General features: G+C 41.0%; 18 protein-coding genes and 1 pseudogene. 14 read left to right on the top strand and 5 right to left on the bottom strand.

The features are described 5' to 3' along the window. Positions 1 to 25 precede the first annotated feature (25 nt). The 11 genes and pseudogenes from AM608_RS04690 to rfbB all read left to right on the top strand — a co-directional run bounded on the left by AM608_RS04690 (position 26) and on the right by rfbB (position 18,127). Positions 26 to 1,696 (top strand): RagB/SusD family nutrient uptake outer membrane protein, encoded by a 1,671-nt coding sequence (locus AM608_RS04690; protein WP_002673155.1) that lies wholly within the window; start codon positions 26 to 28, stop codon positions 1,694 to 1,696. Further along, the gene (locus AM608_RS04685) at positions 1,683 to 3,062 is read left to right on the top strand and encodes a DUF4960 domain-containing protein (RefSeq protein ID WP_053580922.1); all 1,380 of its coding nucleotides are present in this window, start codon (positions 1,683 to 1,685) and stop codon (positions 3,060 to 3,062) included. Before AM608_RS04690 ends, AM608_RS04685 begins: the two co-directional genes overlap by 14 nt. A 122-nt stretch (positions 3,063 to 3,184) precedes the next feature. Further along, positions 3,185 to 4,642: a glycoside hydrolase family 32 protein gene (locus AM608_RS04680; RefSeq protein WP_053580921.1), complete on the top strand. Its 1,458-nt coding sequence runs from the start codon at positions 3,185 to 3,187 to the stop codon at positions 4,640 to 4,642. A gap of 372 nt (positions 4,643 to 5,014) precedes the next feature. After that, on the top strand, positions 5,015 to 7,231 hold the full coding sequence (locus AM608_RS04675) for a GH32 C-terminal domain-containing protein (RefSeq protein WP_053580920.1): 2,217 nt from the start codon (positions 5,015 to 5,017) through the stop codon (positions 7,229 to 7,231). Between the two features lie 67 nt (positions 7,232 to 7,298). Beyond that, positions 7,299 to 8,465: a sugar MFS transporter gene (locus AM608_RS04670; protein WP_034566140.1), complete on the top strand. Its 1,167-nt coding sequence runs from the start codon at positions 7,299 to 7,301 to the stop codon at positions 8,463 to 8,465. Positions 8,466 to 8,654: 189 nt separating this feature from the next. Next, positions 8,655 to 9,533 (top strand): carbohydrate kinase, encoded by an 879-nt coding sequence (locus AM608_RS04665; RefSeq protein ID WP_002673142.1) that lies wholly within the window; start codon positions 8,655 to 8,657, stop codon positions 9,531 to 9,533. Further along, positions 9,508 to 12,312: an ABC transporter substrate binding protein gene (locus AM608_RS04660; protein WP_053580919.1), complete on the top strand. Its 2,805-nt coding sequence runs from the start codon at positions 9,508 to 9,510 to the stop codon at positions 12,310 to 12,312. The genes AM608_RS04665 and AM608_RS04660 overlap by 26 nt, the downstream gene beginning before the upstream one ends. A gap of 981 nt (positions 12,313 to 13,293) precedes the next feature. Then, positions 13,294 to 14,076 (top strand): DUF481 domain-containing protein, encoded by a 783-nt coding sequence (locus AM608_RS04655; protein ID WP_053580918.1) that lies wholly within the window; start codon positions 13,294 to 13,296, stop codon positions 14,074 to 14,076. Positions 14,077 to 14,116: 40 nt separating this feature from the next. Then, positions 14,117 to 14,781: pseudogene (locus tag AM608_RS12770) on the top strand (DUF421 domain-containing protein). Between the two features lie 88 nt (positions 14,782 to 14,869). Further along, entirely contained in the window at positions 14,870 to 17,134 is a 2,265-nt protein-coding gene (locus tag AM608_RS04645; protein WP_053580917.1) for a GH92 family glycosyl hydrolase, read from the top strand. After that, positions 17,135 to 18,127 carry a dTDP-glucose 4,6-dehydratase gene (gene rfbB / locus AM608_RS04640; protein ID WP_053580916.1) on the top strand — a complete coding sequence of 331 codons (993 nt, stop codon included), beginning with the start codon at positions 17,135 to 17,137 and terminating at the stop codon, positions 18,125 to 18,127. It begins immediately after the preceding gene. Between the two features lie 106 nt (positions 18,128 to 18,233). Here the strand turns inward: rfbB and AM608_RS04635 are convergent, their stop codons facing one another. The 5 genes from AM608_RS04635 to AM608_RS04615 are packed head-to-tail and all read right to left on the bottom strand — an operon-like array spanning position 18,234 to position 21,708. Further along, positions 18,234 to 18,938: a cell division protein FtsQ/DivIB gene (locus AM608_RS04635; protein WP_053580915.1), complete on the bottom strand. Its 705-nt coding sequence runs from the start codon at positions 18,936 to 18,938 to the stop codon at positions 18,234 to 18,236. 6 nt (positions 18,939 to 18,944) lie between these two features. Beyond that, positions 18,945 to 19,826 carry a GTPase Era gene (gene era, locus AM608_RS04630; RefSeq protein WP_053580914.1) on the bottom strand — a complete coding sequence of 294 codons (882 nt, stop codon included), beginning with the start codon at positions 19,824 to 19,826 and terminating at the stop codon, positions 18,945 to 18,947. A 10-nt stretch (positions 19,827 to 19,836) separates the two neighbouring features. Continuing rightward, positions 19,837 to 20,457: a hypothetical protein gene (locus tag AM608_RS04625; protein WP_053580913.1), complete on the bottom strand. Its 621-nt coding sequence runs from the start codon at positions 20,455 to 20,457 to the stop codon at positions 19,837 to 19,839. A 17-nt stretch (positions 20,458 to 20,474) separates the two neighbouring features. Continuing rightward, complete coding sequence (locus AM608_RS04620; protein ID WP_053580912.1) at positions 20,475 to 21,305, bottom strand: DUF6048 family protein; 831 nt, start codon at positions 21,303 to 21,305, stop codon at positions 20,475 to 20,477. Beyond that, positions 21,271 to 21,708 (bottom strand): DUF6452 family protein, encoded by a 438-nt coding sequence (locus AM608_RS04615; RefSeq protein WP_009417931.1) that lies wholly within the window; start codon positions 21,706 to 21,708, stop codon positions 21,271 to 21,273. The genes AM608_RS04620 and AM608_RS04615 overlap by 35 nt, the downstream gene beginning before the upstream one ends. A gap of 392 nt (positions 21,709 to 22,100) precedes the next feature. Between AM608_RS04615 and AM608_RS12695 the strand changes: the two genes are divergently transcribed. The 3 genes from AM608_RS12695 (at position 22,101) to AM608_RS04605 (ending at position 24,071) form a co-directional block, all read left to right on the top strand. Next, positions 22,101 to 22,235: a hypothetical protein gene (locus tag AM608_RS12695; RefSeq protein WP_009417922.1), complete on the top strand. Its 135-nt coding sequence runs from the start codon at positions 22,101 to 22,103 to the stop codon at positions 22,233 to 22,235. A gap of 3 nt (positions 22,236 to 22,238) precedes the next feature. Beyond that, positions 22,239 to 22,433 (top strand): hypothetical protein, encoded by a 195-nt coding sequence (locus tag AM608_RS04610; protein ID WP_002673120.1) that lies wholly within the window; start codon positions 22,239 to 22,241, stop codon positions 22,431 to 22,433. A gap of 402 nt (positions 22,434 to 22,835) precedes the next feature. Further along, positions 22,836 to 24,071, top strand: coding sequence for a site-specific integrase (locus tag AM608_RS04605; protein WP_009418045.1), 1,236 nt, complete (start codon positions 22,836 to 22,838; stop codon positions 24,069 to 24,071). Positions 24,072 to 24,245 lie beyond the last annotated feature (174 nt).

Genomic DNA, 24,245 nt, shown 5'->3' with positions numbered 1-24,245 from the left:
CTGACGTCTGATAAATAATAATAAAATGAAAAAGATAATATATACCACCACAATATTTGCAACTCTACTTACAGGTTGCAACTTCTTAGACGATAATCCACAAGGGATTATGACCGAGAAAGAAGCTATCTCTAAAGCCGATGAGTTGGTAACTACCGCTTATTCGTCTTTGGGTAACGACCACTACGATGCACCTTTTAGTCTTTGGATTTACGGTAATGTACGTGCCGATGACGCTTATAAAGGAGGTCAAGACGTGAGCGATATCCAGCATTTCCATTTCTATGAAATCGCTCAGAATATCGACCCTACTTTTGGTGAAGCTGACCGCTTTTGGTTTATGTGTTATATGGCTATTTCGCGTACTAATACCGCTCTGAAAGCCTTGCAACAGGCTTCCGATGCTGAAGTAGCAAATCGTCAATCGCGTATGGGCGAAATGTATTTCTTACGAGGTCATTTCTATTTCGTGTTGAAGACTATCTTTGGGCATATTCCTTTTGTAGATGAGAATACACCTGATAGTGCTTACGAAACCACCCCTAACACTTTGCCTAATGATGAACAATGGCAAAAAATAGTAGCCGATTTCAAAAAAGCTTACGACTTATTGCCTAATACCCAACCTCAAAAAGGTAGAGCTGATAAATATGCAGCAGCAGCTTATTTAGCTAAAGCCTATTTGTACAAAGCGTATCGCCAATCAGAAAACAATAGTGTAACAGGTATCAATAGCCAAGATTTGCAAGAGGTACTTACTTATACAAGTTTTGCATTAGGTTCTTCTTATGGTTTGGAAGATGACTTTGCGTTTAACTTCCTCCCCGGTGGCTATGAAAATGGTAAAGAATCTATGTTTGCGGTACAATACTCAGTGGACGATGGTACTCAGTACGGACGCCTCAACTGGGGTGACCAGCTCTCTGCTCCACAAAAGTTAGGTTGCTGTGATTTCCATAAACCAAGTCAGAATTTGGTAAATGCTTTCAAAACAGTGAATGGCTTGCCCGATTTCGATAACTTCAACAACAACGATTACAACGCTACTAGTGATAAAGCCGACCCTCGTTTGTTCCATACAGTAGCTTTGCCAGGGTTGCCTTATAAGTACAATGCCGAATTGATTTATAAGAATGATTGGAATCGCAATAGCAATGTATACGGTTTCTATGCATCACTCAAAGAGAATGTAGACCCTTCTTGCTCTTGCTTCCGCAATATCAACCCTTTCCGCGGAAACTCTAAGAATCGTATTCTTATCCGTTACGCCGATGTACTCCTAATGCGTGCCGAAGCTCTTATCGAACTCAATCGTAGCAACGAAGCCTTGTCACTTATTAACCAAGTGCGCCAACGCGCTAAACAAAGTACTTCTATGATTCCTTACGCTACCAATACTGATATAGCTGTATATCAAAATGGTGTAAACTGTACTTGGAATCAAGAATTTGCTCGCAAAGCACTCCGTTGGGAACGCCGTTTAGAGTTTGCTATGGAAGGCTCTCGTTTCTTCGACCTTGTGCGCTGGGGTATCGCCGACCAAGTGCTCAACGACTATTTCACTAAAGAGAAAACACGTCGTCCAGCGATATTCAGCAGTGCTTATTTCACTAAAAATAAAAATGAGTATATCCCTATTCCACAAAACCAAATAGGGTATGTAAAAGGTATTTACAAACAAAATGCAGGATTCTAATATGAAAACAATAGTACACAAACTCGCCCTTAGTGTAGTAGCTTTGCTCGGCTTACTCAGCTGTGACGAAAAGCACGAAGGCGAACTTATTAACGACAAAGAGGCAAAAATTAATGCCTTTCAAGCCGATGGTATCGATGGGATTATAGACGAGGAGAAACAAACTATCACGGTGTACGCTCCTTGGAATACCGATCTTACCAAAATGACCACCTCCCTCTCATTGCCCGAGGGAGCTACCTCAGTGCCTACTGCAGGAACGAATGTCGATTTGAGCAAAGGTGCCAAATACCGCATTTTTAATGGTAACCTCTATTGGGATTACACTGTTACCGCTCAATATCCACAGTTAGAGAATTTTGCTATTGGCAAATACAAAGCTACGATTGACCACAGTACGGGTAAGATAAGTGTGAAATACCCTAAGGGTGAAAGCCTTACTGCGCTTACCCCCACCTTCAGCACAACACCTAATGCTACTGTGAGCCCTGCTTCGGGAGTTACCCAAAACTTTACTCAAAGCGTTACTTATACTATGAGTTATCGTGGGAAAAGCTTTGTGTATAGCGTAGAGATTATCCCTACTAACTTTGCGCCTATTGCCTTTGTAGGTACTGCTAACAGTGCATCTGCTATAGCCGATGAAGACGAGAAAGCAGCTTACACTTGGCTTGCCGAAAATTACGACACTGCTAAATACATTTCGTTTAGCGACATCAAGGACGGCAAAGTTAATCTCAACGACTATAAAGTGATTTGGTGGCATTGGGATAACAACAAAGAGTTGCCTGCTGAAGCCAAAGCAGATGCTGTTGTGAATAAGATGAAACAATTCTACGCTGCCGGTGGTTCGTTCTTATTGTCTTCTTGGGCAGTACAATACGTAGTCGATTTAGGTATTGCCTTAGACGGCAAGGTAGTAAATAATATGTGGGGTGAAAATAACGTTCCATTTACAGTAGGTGAAGATTGGTCACTTTGCTACAAAGGCAATGAGAACCACCCATTGTTTAAAGGATTGACTAAAAAGTCGGGGGTTGATTATATATCCTTCTTTCTTTCTAAAGGAACAAATACAAAAGGACATAATGCTATTTGGAACTTCGATTGGGGAGATTATGAACATAATGCTGCAGGTTGGCAAACTGCTGCAGGCTCTAAAATATTAGCAAGTTTGCATTGGGACGTAACGATGAGCAATCGCGCTGTCATCTTTGAATACCTCAAACGAGGCAATGCAGGTCGCACTATCTGTATAGGTAGTGAAGCTTACGACTGGTATAACGAAAACAATTCACCTGCCAATGCTTATAAGAGCAATATTGAATTGCTCACTGCCAACGCCTTAGAATATTTAGCGAATTAATAGAAAAATAAAATACCTCTTTTCATACGTATATGTGATAACCGTCCTTTCTTCCCCCTTAAAAAGGGGGAATAGGAGGAGGTTAAATAATTAAAAAGAGGTTAAAATTAAATTAATAAACAATGAAAAAGACACTTACATTGGCACTTTGTGCTACCGCTTTAATAGCTTGTGAAAAAAAAGAATATTGTAGTAACGATCCTAATGCGGCTCCCGATGCCTCTACTTGTTACGCAGTACAAGATTATGGTCGTACTTATAAGCACTTCTTTCAGCCCAAGAACGCGTGGGTAGGCGACCCTATGCCGTTCTATGACAACGGTAAGTTCCATATCTTTTACCTATACGACCAACGTCCAGCACCTGCAACCTTCCACCCTTGGTATAGTGCTACCACTACTGATTTGGTGAATTATACTGATAATGGTGAAGCTATCCCTTGTGGTGCTGATGGTTCGCACGAAGATGCCCTCGGTACAGGTTCAGTATTCAAAGACGGGAATACCTATTACGCTTTCTACACAGGGCATAACGGCGATTTAGACCCCAAAGAAATCATCTATTGGGCTACTTCTACCGATTTGAAAACGTGGACAAAGGATACACAACACTCCTTCCGAGCTCCTGATGGCTATGACCGCAATGAGTTCCGCGATCCTATTGTCTTCAAAGAAGGAAATGCCTACAAGATGCTCCTTAGCACCCGTGCCGATATAGGAAGCGGTGTATGGAAAGGTGTCGTAGCACAATTCACTTCTACCGACCTTAAGAACTGGACAAAAGACCCGAACACACCCTTCTTCTATACTGACCCCAGTGCTTTTATGGTAGAGTGTCCCGATGTGTTTACACAAGGAAACTATCAGTATTTAATATTCTCTAACATCGAAGAAAGCGTGCGCCGTGTGCAATACAGATACCGTCGTGTAGGTGACAAGAATTGGATTACCCCTGCACAACAAGACTTAGACGACCGTGTGTTCTATGCCGGAAAAACCGCTACCGACGGCACTCATCGCTATATATGGGGGTGGAATCCTTCGCGTATCAACTACGAAGATAATTCCGCTTATCACTGGGGAGGTTCTTTGGCTGTTCACGAACTTACTCAAAACGCCGATGGTACCCTTAACGTGAAAATGCCTACCGCGTTCGATAGCAAACAAGCGGTATCTACTTCTTTGGGTAGCATTTCGTTAGATAATAATACTCGTGTGTTCGACCGTCTCAGCAGTGGTTTCAACAAGATAGTTGCTAAAATAAAAGCCAATACCGCTACCGAGTTTGGGGTGATGTTTGGCGCTTGTGGTAACCTTTATGAAACCTACCGCGTAACGCTTAACCTCAACAAAGGAGAGTTACAACTCAACCGTGTGATTAGAGACGGAGGTACTGCTACCATTAATAGCATAAAACTTCCCGTGAACGCCAACAAGGAATACACGGTGAAAATAGTGCAAGAAGGCTCGGCAGCAGCAATCTATGTAAACGATGTAGTAGCCCTTTCTATCCGTTGCTATAAGATGAACCAAAACCCTTGGGGCATCTTTGCTAACGGAACAGCAAACTTTACTTTTTAGGTAAAAGGTAAAAGATAAAAGGTAAAAAGAGGAAGAGTGAACCTAAGATGAAGGAAAGACGAACAAAGGACGAAGGAAAGACGAACAAAGGACGAAGGAAAGACGAACAAAAGACGAAGGAAAGACGAACAAAAAACGAAGAAAAGATGAGTCTAAGGCAAAGCTAAAGCAAACCTAAGGCGAAGGACGGGTATAAACATCTTATCTTTTACCTCAAAAACAGATACTTTCATTACTTTATAAGTCTCAGCTTCCTCCCTCTCCTTAGTGAGAGGGAATGAAGATGAGGAATTAGTTTACTTATTTGCTAATTCAAATAAAAATAATGTATATTTGTACCATCTTTTAATTAAAAGAGATATAAAAAAGTATATGAATAACAAACTAATAGCAGGATTAGGAGTCTTAATGCTCACTGCCTGCCAGCAAAACACTGATGACCTCATTATTGAGGACTTCGAATCGGGCACTTATGCCAATTGGACAGTAGAAGGCGACGCCTTTGGCGCGACTCCCGCCACGGGTAGCTATACCGGTCAGCAGCCCGTAACAGGCTTTGAAGGGAAACACCTTGCCAACAGCTTCAACAACGGCGACGATTCTCGTGGAGCGCTTACCTCAAAAGAGTTCACCATCGAGCGCGATTACATCAACTTCCTCGTTGGGGGAGGCACTCACGCCGATACCTATATTGAGCTTTTGGTAGACGGAAAGAGTGTGCTACAATCGCGTTCTCTCTACGAAACCGAAACCCTACAATGGCTCACTTGGGACGTAAAACCCTATAAAAACAAGAAAGCCACTATCCGAATTGTCGATAACCAACGTGGTGGCTGGGGGCATATCCTCATCGACCAAATCGAACAAGGCAACAAACAAAAAAGCGTTTTTATGACTGATTACACCCGTACCTTTGAAGCCAAAGACAAGTACCTGCTCATTCCTGTGGAAGACCAAGCAACCGAAAACAAAGTCCAACTATCGGTAGACGGTACCCTTATAGGCGAACCAATGACCATTCGCATCGCCCAAAACAAAATAGACTACTGGGTGCCTATTGCTATTGAGGCGTACAAAGGCAAAAAAGTAACCCTTACTTTTGCAGTAGCCAAAACTACCGATATAGGCTTAGCCGAAATCAAACAGTCGGCTGAATATAACTTCAACTACAACGAAAAATACCGTCCGCTATACCACTTCACCCCTCAATACGGCTGGATGAACGACCCTAACGGAATGGTATACCTCGACGGAGTATTCCACCTCTTCTACCAATACAACCCTTACGGAGCGCGCTGGGGCAATATGCACTGGGGTCATACCGTTTCTAAAGACTTGGTGAATTGGGAATACAAGCCTTTAGTATTAGCCCCCGATAAGTTAGGAGCGATTTTCTCAGGCAGTGCTGTGATTGACCACGATAACACAGCCGGCTTTGGCAAAGGAGCTATGGTGGCTATTTTTACCTCAGCAGGCGACCGCCAAACACAGTCTATCGCTTATAGCCTCGATGGCGGAAAAACCTTCACCAAATACGAAGGCAACCCCGTACTCACCGATGCCAATATTATCGACTTCCGCGACCCGAAAGTATTCTGGCACGCACCTTCTAAACAATGGGTGATGAGCCTTGCCACTACCCAAACTATCACCTTCTATGGCTCTAAGAATTTAAAAGAATGGACACGCCTCAGTGAGTTTGGTGAAGGTTTAGGCGGACACGGTGGCGTGTGGGAATGCCCCGATCTCTTCCCGCTTACTTATGAAGGAAAAACCAAATGGGTGCTCTTTGTGAGTATCAACCCTGGTGGACCTAACGGCGGAAGTGCTACTCAGTACTTTATCGGTAATTTCGATGGCAAAACCTTCACCCCCGATACTATGAACTACCCGCTTTGGTTAGACTACGGACGCGATAATTATGCAGGTGTAACGTGGAGTAATGTCCCCGCCACCGATGGTCGCCGTCTCTTCATAGGCTGGATGAGCAACTGGGATTATGCCAATGAAATCCCTACTCAAAACTTCCGTAGCGCGATGACCGTTGCCCGCGTTTTGCGTTTGGTGCATAATGGCGAGCACTTGGTAGTAGCCAGTGAGCCCGTAAAAGAGTTGGAGAGCTTGCGTCGTGAAGCAGTGCTTTTAGGTGATAAAACACGTACCAACACCTCCGATGCTATAACGTTCGAAAACTTCTTGCCCAATAATCAAGGTGCTTATGAACTCACTTTCACGGTAACCCCTAACGAAACCGATAGCTTTAGCTTTGCCCTTGAGAACGCCAAAGGTGAAACTATCAAATACCTATTTGACGGCGCTAATAAAACTCTATCGGTAGACCGCAGTAAGAGCAGTGTAGCTTTCAATGCCAATTTTGCTGAAACGCCTATCAAAGCCCCAATGGTAGCTAAGAAAAGCTATACCGTACGCTTATTGGTAGATAAATCTTCTACCGAACTCTTTGTGAACAATGGTGAAGTAGTACAAACCAATGCGGTATTCCCTACCGAAGTGTACAATACCCTACGCTTCAATACCAGCAAAGGTACCCTCACCCTTAAAAATGTAACTGTCTATAAATTGAAATAATAATCCTCTCCCTCTGCCCCTCTCCCAAGGAGAGGGGAGTGCGTGAGACTAATAATATATTCATAGTATGCAACAGAATAACAACTATCTAAAATATTTATTGCCCGTACTTTTATCATTCTTCTGTATGGGCTTCGTAGACCTTGTAGGCGCCGCCTCTAACTTTGTAAAAGACGATTTTGGCTTGACCGAAACCACCGCTAAAGCTCTCCCTGCAATGGTATTCTTTTGGTTTCTACTTTTCTCAGTGCCCACAGGCGTACTGATGAGCAAAATAGGTCGTCGTAAAACTGTACTCCTCAGCTTAGTGATTACCATCTTAGCAATGGTAGTGCCCTTTATCAGCTACAATTATACCACTATGCTGGTAGCTTTCTCCTTGCTTGGTATTGGTAATACGCTAATGCAAGTATCGCTAAACCCACTAATGTCAGTTATAGTAAAAGGCGACAAACTCGCAAGTTCACTCACTTTTGGTCAGTTTATCAAGGCAATAGCCTCGTTTTCTGCCCCCTTGCTGATGAGCTTCTGCTTTGATAAATTCAATGATTGGCGACTCTTCTTCCTGCTCTTTGTAGCTATTTCAGTAGTAACCCTCTTGTGGCTGGGTGCTACCCATATTGAAGAAGAGAAAAACGACAGTAAAAACGCCACCTTTGCCGAGTGTTTTGCACTGCTTGCTAACCCTTATGTACTCTTGTGTTTCATTGGCATTATGTGCCACGTAGGAATAGACGTAGGAGTTAATGCCTCAGCACCTACAATCTTTATGGAACGTTTAGGGCTTACCACTACCCAAGCCTCTTTTGCCACCAGCTGGTATTTCTTATTCCGTACCATAGGATGTTTGTCAGGAGCTTATATCCTCACCAAAGTATCTCCTAAGAGTTTCTTTACCCTTAGTGTGCTTTGTATGGTAGCATCAATGGCGATACTGTTCTTTTTCAGTGATAAGACAATGCTCTACACCGCTATTGCTTTGGTAGGTTTTGGCAACTCCAATGTATTCTCAATTATCTTCTCGCAAGCCCTCTTGCAGAACCCTACTAAGAAAAACGAAGTATCAGGCTTGATGATTATGGGACTCTTTGGCGGTACTATCTTCCCTTTTGCAATGGGCTTAGCCTCCGATGCAATGAATGGCTCACAGATAGGAGCCCTTATTGTCCTCAGCATAGGAGTATTATATCTGTTGCTAATGAGCACCCGACTCAAAGCAAATGCTAACAATTAGTCGTTAGAGAGCCCTACAAATTGTATAAGTTGGATTAGTCAGAAAGATCTGACGACTGATAGTATTTATTATTAGTAGTAGGAAATCTCAAAAAGAATTTATAACTTTGTACGCTGAAAAAGAATTAACAACAACACTCTCGCCTCCCTCCCTTAGGGGAGGGCAGAGGAGAGGATAACATATAATACGATGAAAAATACAGTAGTAGGATTGGGAGAAATCCTTTGGGACGTTTTCCCTGAAAGAAAAGTACTAGGCGGTGCGCCCGCTAATTTCGCTTACCACGTGTCGCAATTTGGTTTCAACGGCTATGCTGTGAGTGCCATTGGAGGCGACCTACTCGGTAAAGAAATACTAAAAAGTTTAGAAGAAAAAGAACTCAACTACATCATTGAGAAGACTGATTTCCCCACAGGTACTGTAAAAGTACAGTTAGACGGTCGTGGGGTGCCTACTTATGAGATTAGCGAAAATGTAGCGTGGGACAATATTCCGTTTTCTTCGCGTATTGAGAACTTAGCAAAGAACACTAATACCGTGTGCTTCGGGTCGTTAGCACAACGCAGTGAAATATCGCGCGCCACTATCCACAAGTTCTTAGATTTAATGCCTGCCGAGAGTTTAAAAGTATTCGATATCAACCTCCGCTTGAAATATTTCAGCAAAGAGGTAATTGCCGATTCGTTAGACAAGGCAACTGCATTAAAAATCAACGATGAGGAGATAGTGAAAGTAGCTGAAATGTTCAATTTGCAAGGAACTGATGAAGAGGTATGTAAGCGCCTATTGGAGAAATACAACCTCAAATTCCTTATCCTAACGCAAGGTACGCGAGGTAGTTATGTGTTTACGCCTAATGAGAAATCGTTCTTAGGTACGCCTAAGGTTACCATTGCCGATACGGTAGGAGCTGGCGACTCGTTCACGGCTGCCTTTGTAGCCTCTTACCTCAATGGTCGCAGTATTGCCCAATCGCATCAATTGGCGGTAGAAGTATCGGCTTACGTGTGTCAGCAACACGGTGCGATGCCTCGCCTTGCCGATGCTCATTTGGAGTTGTTTAGATAAAATGACTTTTAGGAAGTATCATATACTTTTTTTATATTTCGCTCTCTTTGCTTGCCTTGCTTGCCAAAGGGAGCGAAACCCCCGTTATGTGATAGGGGTGTCGCAGTGCAGTGAAGACCTTTGGCGACAAACGATGAACGAGGAGCTAAAACGTGAAGTAGCCCTTTACCAATCCAATACTGAGCTACTGATTCGAAGTGTGAAAGACGATACTCCTAAGCAAATTGCCGATATAGAGTGGTTCATAGAACAAAAGGTAGATGTGCTCGTCGTTTCGCCTAACGAGTCGGAAGCGTGTACACCAGTTATTGAAAAGGCTTACCAGCAGGGTATTCCCGTGATTTTGGTAGATAGGAAAATCGCTACTGAGAGTTATACTGCCTATGTGGGAGCTAACAACTACCAAATAGGCAAAGAAGCGGGACACTATGCGATAGGTATTCTCAAAGGTAAAGGCAATATAGCCGAAGTGCGTGGTACCAAAGGATCAACCTCCGATGCGGAGCGCCATAAAGGCTTTATAGATGCCCTTAAGAATGCTCCTGAGGTGCGAATAGTAGCCGAGACCTGGGGCAACTTCCTCAAAGCAGATGCCAAAGTGCAAATGCAACAACTTTTTCAGCAACACCCCAATATCGACCTTGTGTTTGCGATGAACGACCCAATGGCAGCGGGTACTCACGAAGCAGCGATGCAATTCAACGGTAAGATACCCTTTATCATAGGGGTAGATGCGCTACAACAAGAAGGAATTAGCAATATAGAGAACAACGTGCAAGACGCATCGTTTATCTATCCTACGGGAGGTGAAAAGGTTATTGACCTTGCAATGAAAATACTCCATAAACAACCTTTTGAGCGCGAGAATATCCTCAATACCGCTGTGGTGGACAAGAGCAATGTGCGTATTTTACAGTTGCAAACAGAGCAAATTGCTCAGAAACAAGCTAAGATAGAGGATATCAATCAGCAGCTGAGTGAGAGCCTTATTCAGCATACTACTCAGCGTACACTCTTCTATATTTCTATTATTGCTATTGGTTTGATTACTATATTTTTGGCAATAGCTATCAGAGCATATCGCACTAAGAGCCGTGCTAATAATCTGTTAGAAAAACAAAACGAAGAAATCAAACGTCAGGCTACCGAATTGCAACAACAAAAAGAACGCTTGGAGGAAATCTCGGCGCAATTAGAAGAGGCAACCCAAGCCAAATTACTTTTCTTTACCAATATTTCTCACGAATTTAAAACACCGCTGTCGCTTATCTTAGGTCCTGTGCAGACGCTTTTGGCTCACAATTCACTTCCCAAAGAAGAACAAGACTTGTTATTTCTCATCAAAAAGAACAGCAACCGACTTTTGCATCTCATTTCCGAAGTAATTGAGTTCCGCAGTTATGAGAATGGCAAGATGCAAATGTACTTCACTAAGGGCAACCTGAAACGGTTTCTTACTGAACTCAATTCTTTTTTTAGTGACCGTATCAAACAAAAGAAACTCAACTTTCAGTTTCTTGCCGAAGATACTTCTTTTGAAATGGCTTTCGATAAGGAAAAAGTGGAGAAAATCTACTTCAACCTGCTTTCTAATGCACTGAAATTTACACCTCAAGGAGGAAGTATCACCGTGTCGTTAGAAAAAGAAGACCTTCCCCTAACCCCCTCCAAAGGAGGAGTAGCTGTGCTACGTGTGTTCAATAGCGGTTCATATATTCCGAAAGACAAACAAAGTGAGGTGTTTGAGCACTTCTACAAAATAAATCCCGATAGCGAAGGTTCGGGTATAGGTTTGGCTTTGGTACAAGCCTTAGTAGCCTCACACAACGGTACCATTAGCGTAGAAAGTACAGAAGGGGAGGGGACAACCTTCGTCATTTGTCTGCCTTTCACTCAAGAACAAGTATCGGTAAAAGCGGTATACGACAGCAATTACATAGAAACCCATCTCGACTTATTGCCTTCGTTGCCCGCACCTACCGAGAAACTCAAATTGCCAACAGCTTCGCCTTCAGCTCCTGAAAAACCTACTGTACTGATTGTGGAAGACAACGAGGATATGCGTCAGTTTATTCGATATATCCTCAGTGATGACTATAACCTTATCGAAGCTGAAAACGGTGAAGAAGGCTTTGAAGTAGCTAAAAAGCACCTCCCCGATGTAGTAATTAGCGATGTGATGATGCCCAAGACTGATGGCTTCGATTTATGTCAGTTGATAAAAACTAACGTGGCTACTAATCATATTCCTGTGATTTTGCTCACTGCTTATGCGTTAGACGAGCAAAAGCAAGTAGGTTTTGAGAGTGGTGCCGATGCCTATATTGCGAAACCTTTCAACATAAAATTACTGAAAACACGGGTGCGCAAGCTCATAGAAAACCGTAAGAAGATACGTGAGAGTTTTAGTAATTTCCTCTTGAACGAAACTAAACAAGAGACTTTAGGTAAGGTAGAACAGCAGTTTATCACCGATTTTACGCATTACGTAGAGAACTCTATCGCCAATCCTGAAATGAATATAGACGAAATAGCCGACGCCTTAGGTTTGTCGCGTTCTAACCTATATCGCAAAATCAAATCCCTCACCGACTATTCGCCTAATGAGCTTATTCGCACCATACGAGTAAAATACGCTAAGCAGTTGCTCAACAGCAAAGCCAAGAGCATCTCGGAAGTTGCTTATGAAGTAGGATTTTCTTCTCCTTCCTACTTTGCGAAATGCTTTAAAGATTTTTACAACGAGAGTCCGACAGAGTATTTGGAACGGATTAGGTAGTGTTATAGACCGCTTTAAAATCTTGCACTGATTTTTCCAAAATAATTTTTTATTAATGCGAGTTTGATGTAAGAAAAGTGTAGCTTACGCTACAGAAATCTTACAAATCTTTGAAAAAAATCAAACAAATAGGCAACAAGTTGCCTTTAAACACATACTCTGCTATGCCAGCTCGCAGACTACATACAGATTACACGGATAGTTTTTCAATTGACAATTGACAATTGATAATTGACAATTGATAATTGACAAATGTGGTGGGTACGAATTAGTAATTGCGTTGCTGGATTTCACAGATTACAATGTAAACATATCTGTAAATCAGTATTATATATAACTGAGATTAATTAGCAAATGAGAGAATTAGCAAATTAGAAAATTTGGAAATTAGCTAATGGAGAGGTGTGTGTCGCACGGGCAAAAACTTTGAGATGAAAAAGCGATAGGTTGGGACTGTTAGGAGTATTCGGAAGAAAACGGAATTTTTCAGAAGGAGGTTAAGAGAGTTTTTGATGAAAAAAGGCTGTGAGAAGGGTATGGTTAGCTTATAGAGAGCTTATAGGAAGCTTATACGAATCTTGGAAGATTGGTATAGAAAGGGTGTATAAATAGTTGATTCATAATATAATACAACAGCACTAAAAATGTTAAAAACGGGGTTTCGAGGCGAAAGAAAAGGGAATAGGCACTAGGCCTTAGGCCATAGGCACTAGGGGGGAGTATGACGGAAAATCAAAAGAAACCTCCCCCTATTCACATACTCCGCTCTCGCGGACTTCCGTTCAAAGGGGGAATGTGATGACGGAAAAGGGAAGAAAAGATGAATGACGAGTGATGAATGATGAGGGTAATGTGGTGAAAAACTTCTCTTGGAAAATTGTTATAAAAAAGGTATGAAGCATTGGTTTTAAGTGAGATTTTTTTGTGTATTCGCGATTGATTTTCTACTTTTGCGCCTTATTAAATATATGCTTAAAAACGATGAAACGATTACTTTATATGTTATTGGCGCTATTGTCTTCGGCTTCTGCCTATTCACAAATGCTTTTTTCGGAAAACCTTACTATGACGATAGACAGCACCAAAACTCTGCAAGGGAGCCTAATGCCTATCTTGGATTTTAAAACCGAAAAAGAAGATGTCTTCACTTTTAAAAATACGGCTAATCTCAACTTGCTTATCAATTGCAATAGGATTATTAATGTAATTAACAAGTTTGAGTTATCTACTTATGGTAGTCAAATAATATTAAGTGGTGGCTATGTGCATATGGAGTACCGCTATCTGTTAGACCACGCTTTTGAGGTGTATCCTTATGCTGAGTCGCAATGGGCAGAGAGCAGGGGAATGAACCACAAGATTTCTACCGGCTTACAATCGCGTTATCGGTTGCTGAATACTCAATCCTCGCTGATGTTTGCTGCGGTGGGCTTGTTCTTTGAATACGAAAAATGGGAATATCCTGCTCCCGATAACGTTGAGGCTACTTATGCTTACAGTCGCAGTATCAAAAGTCATTTGTCGCTCAGTTATAAACTTCGAATAGGTGAAAAATGGGAGCTTACCACTACTGCCATTCATCAAACTAGACCTGATAGTACTTTTAAGGAAGCGCGCTATGGTGGGGCTATCGACCTCAAATACAATATTACGCCTACCATAGGTATACTTGGTACCTACCGACTTATTTACGACTCTGCCCCTATTGTACCTATAAAAAAAGATTATCATTCGCTTGAAGTAGGGCTTAATATTTCTTTCTAATTTCCTCATTTGCTAATTTACTAATTTTCTGATTAACAATATGTATACAATTCCTTATATTGAATCCGAGGAGTTTTTTTATTTGGATGTATTCCTAAAATTGCTTTTAGGATTGTTGGCTCTTGCCTTAATCATCAACAAATCGGGCAAGGGTAATTTGGCACCGAGTTCGGCAATGGATCAGGTGCAAAATTACGTACTTGGAGGTATTATTGGAGGTGTAATTTACAGTCCATCGGTGAGTATCTTTCAGTTTGCTATCGTATTGGCTATTTGGGCATTCCTTATCATAGGGTTACGTCAGTTAAAAACTAAAAACCAAGCTTTTAGGAGGTTTATAGACGGTGCCCCTGTGATTGTTATCAATCGTGGTAAGATAGAGATATAGCTGCCTGCAAAAAAGCTAAAATTACGGCACACGAACTCGCTTTCAAACTGCGCAAAGAAGGGGTATACTATATCAGAGAGGTAAAAAGAGCGGTACTTGAACAGAATGGTGAACTCATTATCGTGTTGGCAGGAGAAGAAAACCCCAAATATCCTGTCATTACCGATGGGATTATTCAAAAAAGCGTACTGGAAGATGTGGATAAAAGCGAAGAATGGCTACTTGGAGAGCTACAAAAGGCAGGATACAGCAATCCTTCCGAGGTATTTTTAGCAGAATACGAAAATGCTCAGATAAAAGTTATACCCTATATTTAGTAACAATGAGAAAGAAAAGCCCTCAAAAACATTTTGCTATTCGTTGTTATTTTATTATCTTTGCCCAAAATACTTAATTGCTATTACAATGAAGTTAAAACATATTACTCTTTTGGTAGCCTCTACTTTTGCATTAGGGGCTTGTAATCAATCTAAAACAGCTTCTGAGCAAGAAGCACAAACCCCTCAAAAACCGCTTATCAGCTATGTAGACCCGTTTATTGGTACTGGCGGACACGGACATACTTACCCTGGAGCGACTACGCCTTTCGGTATGATACAAGTGAGCCCAGTGAATGGTCTCAGCAACTGGGATTGGTGCTCTGGTTACCACTATTCCGATAGCCTTATGGTAGGTTTTGGACATTTGAGCCTTAGTGGTACAGGTATAGGCGACCTAAACGACATCTTGCTAATGCCTACTACTAAAGAATATGACCTCAGTGTACTGAAATACGGACGCAAAGAGCAATACCCCGTGAATGCCCAAGAGTTTCGCGATATGGTGCCTTATAAATCGAAGTACAGCCATAAGAACGAAAAAGCAGAACCTGGCTATTACCAAGTGTATTTAGAAGACCCCAAAGTGAATGTAGAACTCACTGCGGCACAACGTTATGCTGTACATCGTTATACCTTTGAAAAAGGAGCAGAACAATCAGTACTATTGAACTTGGGATTTGCTATCAACTGGGATAGCCCAACCAAAACTTCTTTTAGCAAGTCGGATAAGAAGTTAGACGCTAATAACAACGACAATATTATCACAGGTTATCGTTATAGTACTGGCTGGGCTGAAAACCAAAAAGTGTTCTTTGCGATTCAGTTTTCTAAGCCTATAAAAAATATTACTTATCAAAAACACAAAGATGATGTTACTTCAGGGCAAATCTTCTTTGATAATACTGATGAGAAGTTAGAGGTAAAAGTAGCCGTTTCGTCAGTAAGTGAAGAAAATGCTTTAGATAACTTGGAGTTATACAACACTCCTAATTTTGATAAAACCAAATCATTAGCACAACAACAATGGGAGAAGACCCTCAGCAGTATAGTAGTAGAAACCCCTGTTGATTCGCTTAAAACAATTTTCTATACTGCCCTCTATCACGCACAAGTAGCGCCTGTAACTTTCTCCGATAAGAAAGGTCAATTCCGCTTGCAAAACGACGAGATTGTAAAAACTGAAGGTACTGCTTATTCTACCCTTTCTCTGTGGGATACTTTCCGCGCCGAGCACCCACTGCTTACCCTTTTGCACCCCAAAGTAACTGCCGATATCATCAACTCTATGTTAGCTTACTACCAAGTGCACAAAGTGTTACCCGTTTGGACGCTCTACGGCAATGAAACCAATACAATGACGGGTTATCATTCGGTAGCAGTGATTGCCGAAGCCTACCTTAAAGGGGTACGTGGTTTTGATGCTGAAAAGGCGTACGAGGCAATGAAAACTACAATGATGCAAGACGCACGGGGACTCAAAGCATACAAAAAATATGGTTACATTCCTTATAACGCAGGGGTAGACGAGTCGGTTACTATTACCCTTGAATACGCTTACGACGACTGGTGTGTAGCACAAATGGCGAAAGCCTTAGGTAAAACCGAAGATGCCGACTTCTTTACCAAACGCTCAGAAGCCTACACTCACCTATTCGATAAAGAAACGGGCTTTATGCGTGGTAAAAGTACCGACGGTAAATGGCGCACACCTTTTGACCCTAAACGCTCCGACCACCGAGAAAATACCGACTATACTGAAGGTAATGCTTGGCAACACAGCTGGTTTGTGCCTCACAACGTACAAGGACTTATCAACCTATTTGGAGGCAATGAACCTTTTGTAACACACTTAGAAAAACTCTTTACCGAAAGTTCTGAAATCACCGGTGATAACACCTCTCCTGATATTTCAGGACTCATAGGTCAGTATGCCCACGGCAATGAACCTAGCCATCATATTGCCTATATGTTCAATATAGCAGGACAACCTAAGAAAACCCAATATTGGGTAGATCGCATCTTGCAAACTCAGTACAACACTACCCCTAACGGACTTAGTGGTAATGAGGATTGCGGACAGATGTCGGCTTGGTACATTTGGAGTGCTATGGGCTTATACCCTATGAATCCAGCTTCTACCGAGTATGAGTTCGGTCGTCCACTCTTTGATAAAGTAACCATACACTTGCCTAACGGAAAGACTTTTACCATTATAGCCAAGAATGTGTCTAAGGACAATAAGTATATCCAATCTGTAAAACTCAATGGCAAAGAATACACCCAATGGCATATTTCTCATCAAGACCTTCTAAAAGGCGGTGAATTAGTTTTTGAAATGACAAACAAATAAATGAAAAGAAACATCTTAATCACAGGAGGAGCTGGATTTATCGGCTCTCACGTCGTGAGGCTATTTGTAAACAAATACCCCGACTATCACATTTTTAACTTAGATAAGCTTACTTATGCTGGCAACTTAGAAAACGTTGCCGATGTAGCCAATGCCCCTAACTATACCTTTATACAAGCGGATATTTGCGACTACGAGCGTATGAAAGCCCTCTTCGCTGAACATCACATTGATGGGATCATTCACCTCGCAGCCGAAAGTCACGTGGATAGAAGTATTGAAGACCCTTTTATCTTTGCGAAAACGAACGTGATGGGTACTTTGAGCCTTTTGCAAGCAGCTCGTGAATCGTGGAAAGATAATATGCAAGGCAAACGCTTTTATCACATCTCTACCGATGAGGTATACGGCGCCTTAGAAATAGGAGCCCCGCTCTTTACTGAACAAACGCCTTACGACCCCCAATCACCGTATTCGGCTTCTAAAGCTTCCTCTGACCATTTTGTGAGAGCTTACCATAACACTTACAAATTGCCTGTGGTGATTTCGAACTGTTCTAACAACTATGGTTCTCACCAATACCCTGAAAAGTTAATACCGGTGTGTATCTATAATATTGTAGATAATAAGCCACTACCTATCTATGGCAAGGGCGAAAATATCCGTGATTGGCTTTTTGTGGAAGACCACGCTCGTGCTATCGATACTATTTTCCACCAAGGGAAAGATGGTGATACCTACAACATTGGGGGCTTTAACGAATGGCGTAATATCGATTTGGTGAAGGTAATCATCAAAGAAGTAGATAAGCAGTTAGGTCGCCCCGAAGGTACTTCCGAAAAGCTCATCACTTTCGTAACCGACCGTGCCGGACACGACCTCCGTTACGCTATTGATGCTACTAAATTGAAAAATGAACTCGGTTGGGAACCTTCCTTGCAGTTTGAAGAAGGTATACAGAAAACTGTAAAATGGTACCTTTCTAATAGATAAGAGGTAAGAAGTAAGAGATAAGAAAAACAGAGGTTACTCAATAAAGTAACCTCTGTTTTTGTTATTCTATAATTGAATTGACACATTAGTAAATTGACTAATTGTCTCATTTTCTACATACCACTTGGTTGGTGTATTTTAGGTTTACGATGTTATATTCATTCAGTTTATCAGTCTTCTCCAATTGCTTGTAAAAGGCTTTGAGGTTTGCTTTCTTGAGCGCTTCGTCTTCAAACTTGCCGAAAACGACCTTAAAGTGAGGTACACGCATTAAAAACTCGTATTCTCCGTTAGGTTTTACCAATACTTCGGTGATGTTCTCAGCCAGCCATTGGTCGTTTTGGATAAACTGCATCAGCGCATAGGAGGCTTGCCAATAGCGCTCGGTATTACCTCTGAGGATAGGCACGCGTGCTGAGTAAGAACTTGAAAGAGGCATCTTCTTTCCCTGTGTATCCATATAATACACTCCATTGCCGTCGTATACACGTGCGATAGGCTCTCGCTGTTTGATTTTAGCATTCAGAGTACCGTCGATAGTGCAAAACACTTCCGATTTCTCAATCATCACATTGTTGTCTAAGAGCTTTTCGATTTCGCTTAAACGAAGGAGTCCCATAGGGTGTTTTGCTTGTGGGTCTTTGAAGATAGTGCGCCGTATAGTTTCATCGGTTACGTACATATTCTCGTCTTGATGGTCTACCACCACCTCTTTTACGGTACGTGTTTTATTACGCCCTGAAGCAAACAACTGTATACAAAAGGGCAAAAAAACGATGACGAATATCTTTATGATTTTTTTTATGTACATTTTTCTTTATTTGATATCGTAACCAAACCTGCGCAATTGTCGTACATTGCTACGCCAATCTTTGTTTACTTTTACAAAAAGTTCTAAGTGTATTTGTTTGCCGAAAAACTTCTCTAAATCGGTGCGAGCTTCAATACCTACTCGCTTTAAGGCTTCCCCTTTATGACCTATGATAATCCCCTTTTGGCTTTCGCGTTCTACCATTATCACCGAGCGAATGTGAATGATAGTCTCGCTATCGGCAAAACTTTCGGTCTCTACTTCTACCGAATAGGGAATTTCCTTCTTGTAGTGCAATAGTATCTTTTCGCGTATAATCTCGTTTACAAAGAAACGCTCCGGTTTATCGGTGAGTTGGTCTTTTGGGAAAAACGCAGGTGACTCGGGTAAGAGTTCTATAATGCGGTTGAACACCACTTCGGTTTGAAAGTTACGCAAAGCCGAAATAGGATATATCTCGGCGCGAGGCACCTTTTCTTTCCAGTAGGCGACTTGTTCCTCTAAAACATTTTGGTCGGAAGTATCCACTTTGTTGATGAGCAACAATACAGGCACGTCCAACTGGTTGATGCGCTTAAAGAAAGCCTCGTCTTTCAGCTCTTTTTCGCCTATTTCTACCATATAAATGAGAATGTCGGCGTCTTCGAAAGCACTTTTTACAAAGTCCATCATCGAGGCTTGTAAGGCGTACGATGGCTTGATAATACCGGGGGTATCCGAAAAAACTACCTGAAAATCATCACCACTTACGATACCAAAAATACGGTGTCGCGTGGTTTGTGCCTTGGAGGTGATAATAGAGAGTTTTTCGCCTACAAAGGCGTTCATAAGGGTAGATTTCCCTACATTAGGGTTCCCGATGATATTTACAAATCCAGCTTTGTGCACTTGTTAATTGTTATTTGTTAATTGATTCAGCCATTCCTTTGCCCCAATGAGGATGATTAGGCGTTTTTGGAGTAAAATGTTCGAACTTCTCTAAGGCTTTTTGGAGCATTGGTTTAGCTTTTGCTACGCCCCCACCAAATACTTTGGGTGTAAAATAAATACCGATAGCACGAATGAGATAGGGTCTTGGGTTTTTGGGGTTTTCTTTAATAGATTTCTCGGAATACTCACGACTCAGCTTACCGTATTTAGCTCCGCGAAACATTGGGTTTACCTTCACTTTGGCACTATACAGATAGGCGTATAAGGCGTTGATTTCCGATGCATCGGCATCGGGTTGTTTTTCAGCTATTTTTATGTACTTTTCTGCCAGATTGCAATAACTATCAATAGACCCTCCCGATGATTGGTCGGCAAGGCGAATGTTCACATAAGCCGCATAGTAATTTGCGAGCCAATGCGAAGGCACTGTGTTGGCAAGAGTTTCAAAATCTTTAGCTAAAGTCTGCAATTCTTTAGTAGCATAACTTTTGTCAAGGAGTTTTACTTTTTCAGTAAGCATTGTCTCCACATCTTGAGCATAAGCAACACTACAAAAAAGGAGCAAAAAAAGTGTAATATATCTGTTCATAACAACATTGTCAATTATTATCTTCTTCCTTTTGGTTTTTTAGTAGGAGCTGAAGGGGTAGGAGAGGAGTTAGTTTTTTGGGTATCTGTCTCTTCTTTCTTTTTCTCTTTTTTATAAAGAGGAATGAGATAGCTGAGGGTATAGTTGAAATTCACACCAAAACGACTCCCTTCATATACTCGACCAAAGGCAGGAATATAGTAGTTAGGGAAACCACTACTGCCCGTTTGAGCCACCAAAAGACCTACGCGTACGCTTGCTCCTGCGTAAAGGTTATGCAAGAGTTCCGCTTTAATGCCCAATACAAGTTCCAACCAATGGGCTGTACGTCCGTCGTATTTCTTTAAGAAAGAAGGATCGGAGCCAGTGATAGTTTCGTTCCAATATTGGTTATCTTTATGAATAATATACGAGGTAAGGTCTTGAGAGAAGAGCGAAATGCCATAGCGAGCCCCCACGTAAATCATATTCTCCATACCATACCAATTGCCATAGGTGTTATAATCGAAACCAGCACGTAAGAACTGACCTTCGGTAGAGTAAGTAAAGAAATCTTCGTTTTTAGTTCTTTTTTCCATACCGAGTTCAGCAGCGAAGTAGTAGTTGGTTGTTAGGCGGTAATCGCCTACCAATTCGAGTCCGTAGTAATTCTTATCAAAGAAAGGGCGTACCAGTTTGCTCAGGTCGGCACCTACGCGCAAGCCATACCGCTGTTTGTACACAGGGGCTTCTTGTTTTTCGGGCAAGGCAATAGTAGTTTGTGAGGTCGTGTGGGTAGCCGTTTGAGCCATTGCACCTAAGCCCCACCAAATACTAATGATACAAATGTATATGAGCTCTTTTTTCATTATCTACGGTAGTGTTCTTGATGTTAAGACCTTTTAGCCAAGAGGTATTTGTATCTTGAATGGTAGCTGAAAGGGTGTTGTAAGTAATTTTCACTCCACAAGCCTTGCTTACGAACGACTGTTCGGGAGTATAAGTGAGCGTGAGAGTTGCGGTGCTAGTGGTAGTACCTGAAACTACGGTTTGGAGCAAGTAGGTAGTAGGCGACTCCAAGCGCAAAGGTAGTGCAAGTGAATCTAAAGTTGCACTGCTTACCAGAGGCGTAGTATTTCCTTCGCCATAAACTGTAAGGTTAGCCACGCTAAAAGGTGTACGGGTGTTATTTTGGTTGTAGAAACGCACCACCAAGCGAGGTGTATTCACGCTGTGGTCGCAAAGGTCGTCGGACTCACAACTTACCAACATTGAAAGCGAGAGTATTAAAAATGATATAAAGATAGTTCTTTTCATTATCAAAAATAAAGTTGGTGCAAAGATACGAAATAATTACAAATGACAAAAAAAACTTCATAGGGCAACTTAGCATTGATACTTATTAGCTTGATGGACAAAGCTTATTCGAAGGGAGAGCGAAGCTAAAGCGAACCTAAGACGAAGGTAAGACGAAGGTAAGACGAACAATGAACGTACAAAAGATAGAGATAACCTGAAGCTAAGAAGAAACTTTTATGTGGCAAAAGAAGTTATTTGAGATTAGAAATTGATAAATAACCTTTCATTTAAATTTGTTAATTTACTGAGTTATTTTTATCTTTGTTGTCTTAAGTAGGTGCATTTCTTGGGGCTCGTGCCTAAAAATGCAATGCTTAAAAGAAATACAAGCCCTAAAAAAACGGCTTTCCATACCGCTACAAAAAGCCTCAGCTTTGCTCAAGCAAACTGAAGGTAACCTTAAAGGGGCTAATGGTGTAGGGAAATATATAAGATGCTGAAAAATGAACCTGAATAAACTCATAAATTCGCGACTCTTGAATGCCTCTATTGATAAAGTGATCAAAGTCAAAGAATATAACCTATTCTTAGGTTTTGTCGTAATAACAATAGCACTTTTTGTTTTCTTTATAGTGGCTATCGTTGTAATGGTAGTAGGGATACCTATTCTTTGGTTAGTGAATTTGTTTAAGAAATAAAATATGTATTGCAAAAAAATCGTAAATTACCAAGGGGAGAAATCTTCTTTGCAAACGATTTTCAAACAAGCAACTAAAAAATATTTAATTTGTTGTGATTTGTTCAATTGCTGAGGTGGTACCCTCATTTATTTTTCACTCAAAATTACGAATAAAAAGCAAAACTACAAAAAATAATGTAATTAGCTCATACAAAGAGGATTAATTTTTTGACAGGAAGATAAGAGAAGACAGAGTCTTAGATGTTTTAGATAGGTTTTTTCAAAATTAGGTTTCTAAATCGTTACCTACCATACTGAAAAATATTTTTTATTAATAGGTTATATTTCAGTGTTTTACACCTTTTTTCATATTGTACAGTAACTTGATAAAAAGTACTTTCGCAAATTAAAAAATTAGAGTATGAAAAAAGTAAAACGCTCAACCTTTAAGGTATTGTTTTACCTTAAAAAGAATGCCCCAAAGAAGAACGGTAAGGTTGCTATTATGGGGCGTATTACCATTGACAATCAGGTAGCTCAGTTTAGTACCAAACTTGAAATCCTTCCACAGAAATGGGATTTGAAGTACGGAAGGGTAACAGGTAAAACAGAAGAAGCTACCCAACTTAATCGCAAGCTGGAAGAGATTCGCTCACGTATCATTACTCATTATGAGGAGTTGATGAAGTACGAGGGAGTAGTTACTGCTCAGAAGCTAAAAGCTACTTTTCTAGGCATAGGAGTAATGGAAGATTCCTTGCTAAAAGTCTATGAGAATTTCAAAGAAGGCTTTGCCTTGATGGTAGAAAAAGGTGTTAGAAGTTACAGCACTCTTAACAAATATGAGAATGTATATACTCATTTGAGCGAGTTTATCCAGTATAAATACCGCAGAAGTGATATTTCTTTCAAAGAGCTTACAGAAGACTTTATCAACGATTTTGATTTCTATCTTAGAGTTAATAAAAGTCTTACTCACAACACAATATGGGTTTATATGATGCCCCTTTGTAAAATGGTAGAAATAGCCATAGACAAAGGAATTATCTATCGCAATCCTTTTAAGAATTATATAAGTTCTATGGAGGAGAAAGATAGAGGCTATTTGCTTAGAGAGGAAGTAGAAACTCTTTTACAATATCACCCTAAGAGTGCTTCTGCTGAATTAGTACGAGACCTATTTGTTTTTAGTTGCTTTACAGGCTTCTCTTATATTGATATCAAACAACTTAAAAGAAGCCACTTACAATCGTTCTTTGACGGCAACAAATGGCTTATCAAACGCCGTCAGAAATCTGATGTGCCCTGTAATGTACGTCTGTTGGATATAGCCGAGAAAATTATTGAAAAATATGAAGGTACGACTCGTACAGAGGCATTGTTTCCTACACCCTCCAATGCTAATTGCAACCTCTTAATCAGAAAGATGATGAAAGATTGTAACATCATTCGTGAAAAACCCATTTCATTTCACTGGGCACGCCATACCTTTGGTACTCTGTTCTTAACAGAAGGGGTTCCCTTGGAAAGTGTTAGTAAGATGATGGGACATAAGAATATCAAAACTACCCAGATTTATGCTAAAATCACCAATGAGAAAATCAGCAAGGATATGGAAATTGCTACCGAACGATTAAAGAATTTAAAGATAGGATAGCTTCTCAGTGTCTTTTAAAAATTAGAAATCCATTGATAATATTTCAAAAAGAGATGTATCAATGGATTTTTTTGTTGCCTTACAAAAAGCTATCTCACAAAGATAAGAGTGTTATTAAGACTTACCTATTTTCCCTGTTTTAAACACTTAAGGCACGTAATGGCGGTTCGTTGT

It is taken from the genome of Capnocytophaga sp. oral taxon 323 (genome assembly GCF_001278825.1).
Taxonomy (GTDB): Bacteria; Bacteroidota; Bacteroidia; order Flavobacteriales; family Flavobacteriaceae; genus Capnocytophaga; species Capnocytophaga ochracea.
Note: the sequence above shows the minus strand (reverse complement) of the source record. Positions and strands in the feature narration are given on the sequence as shown.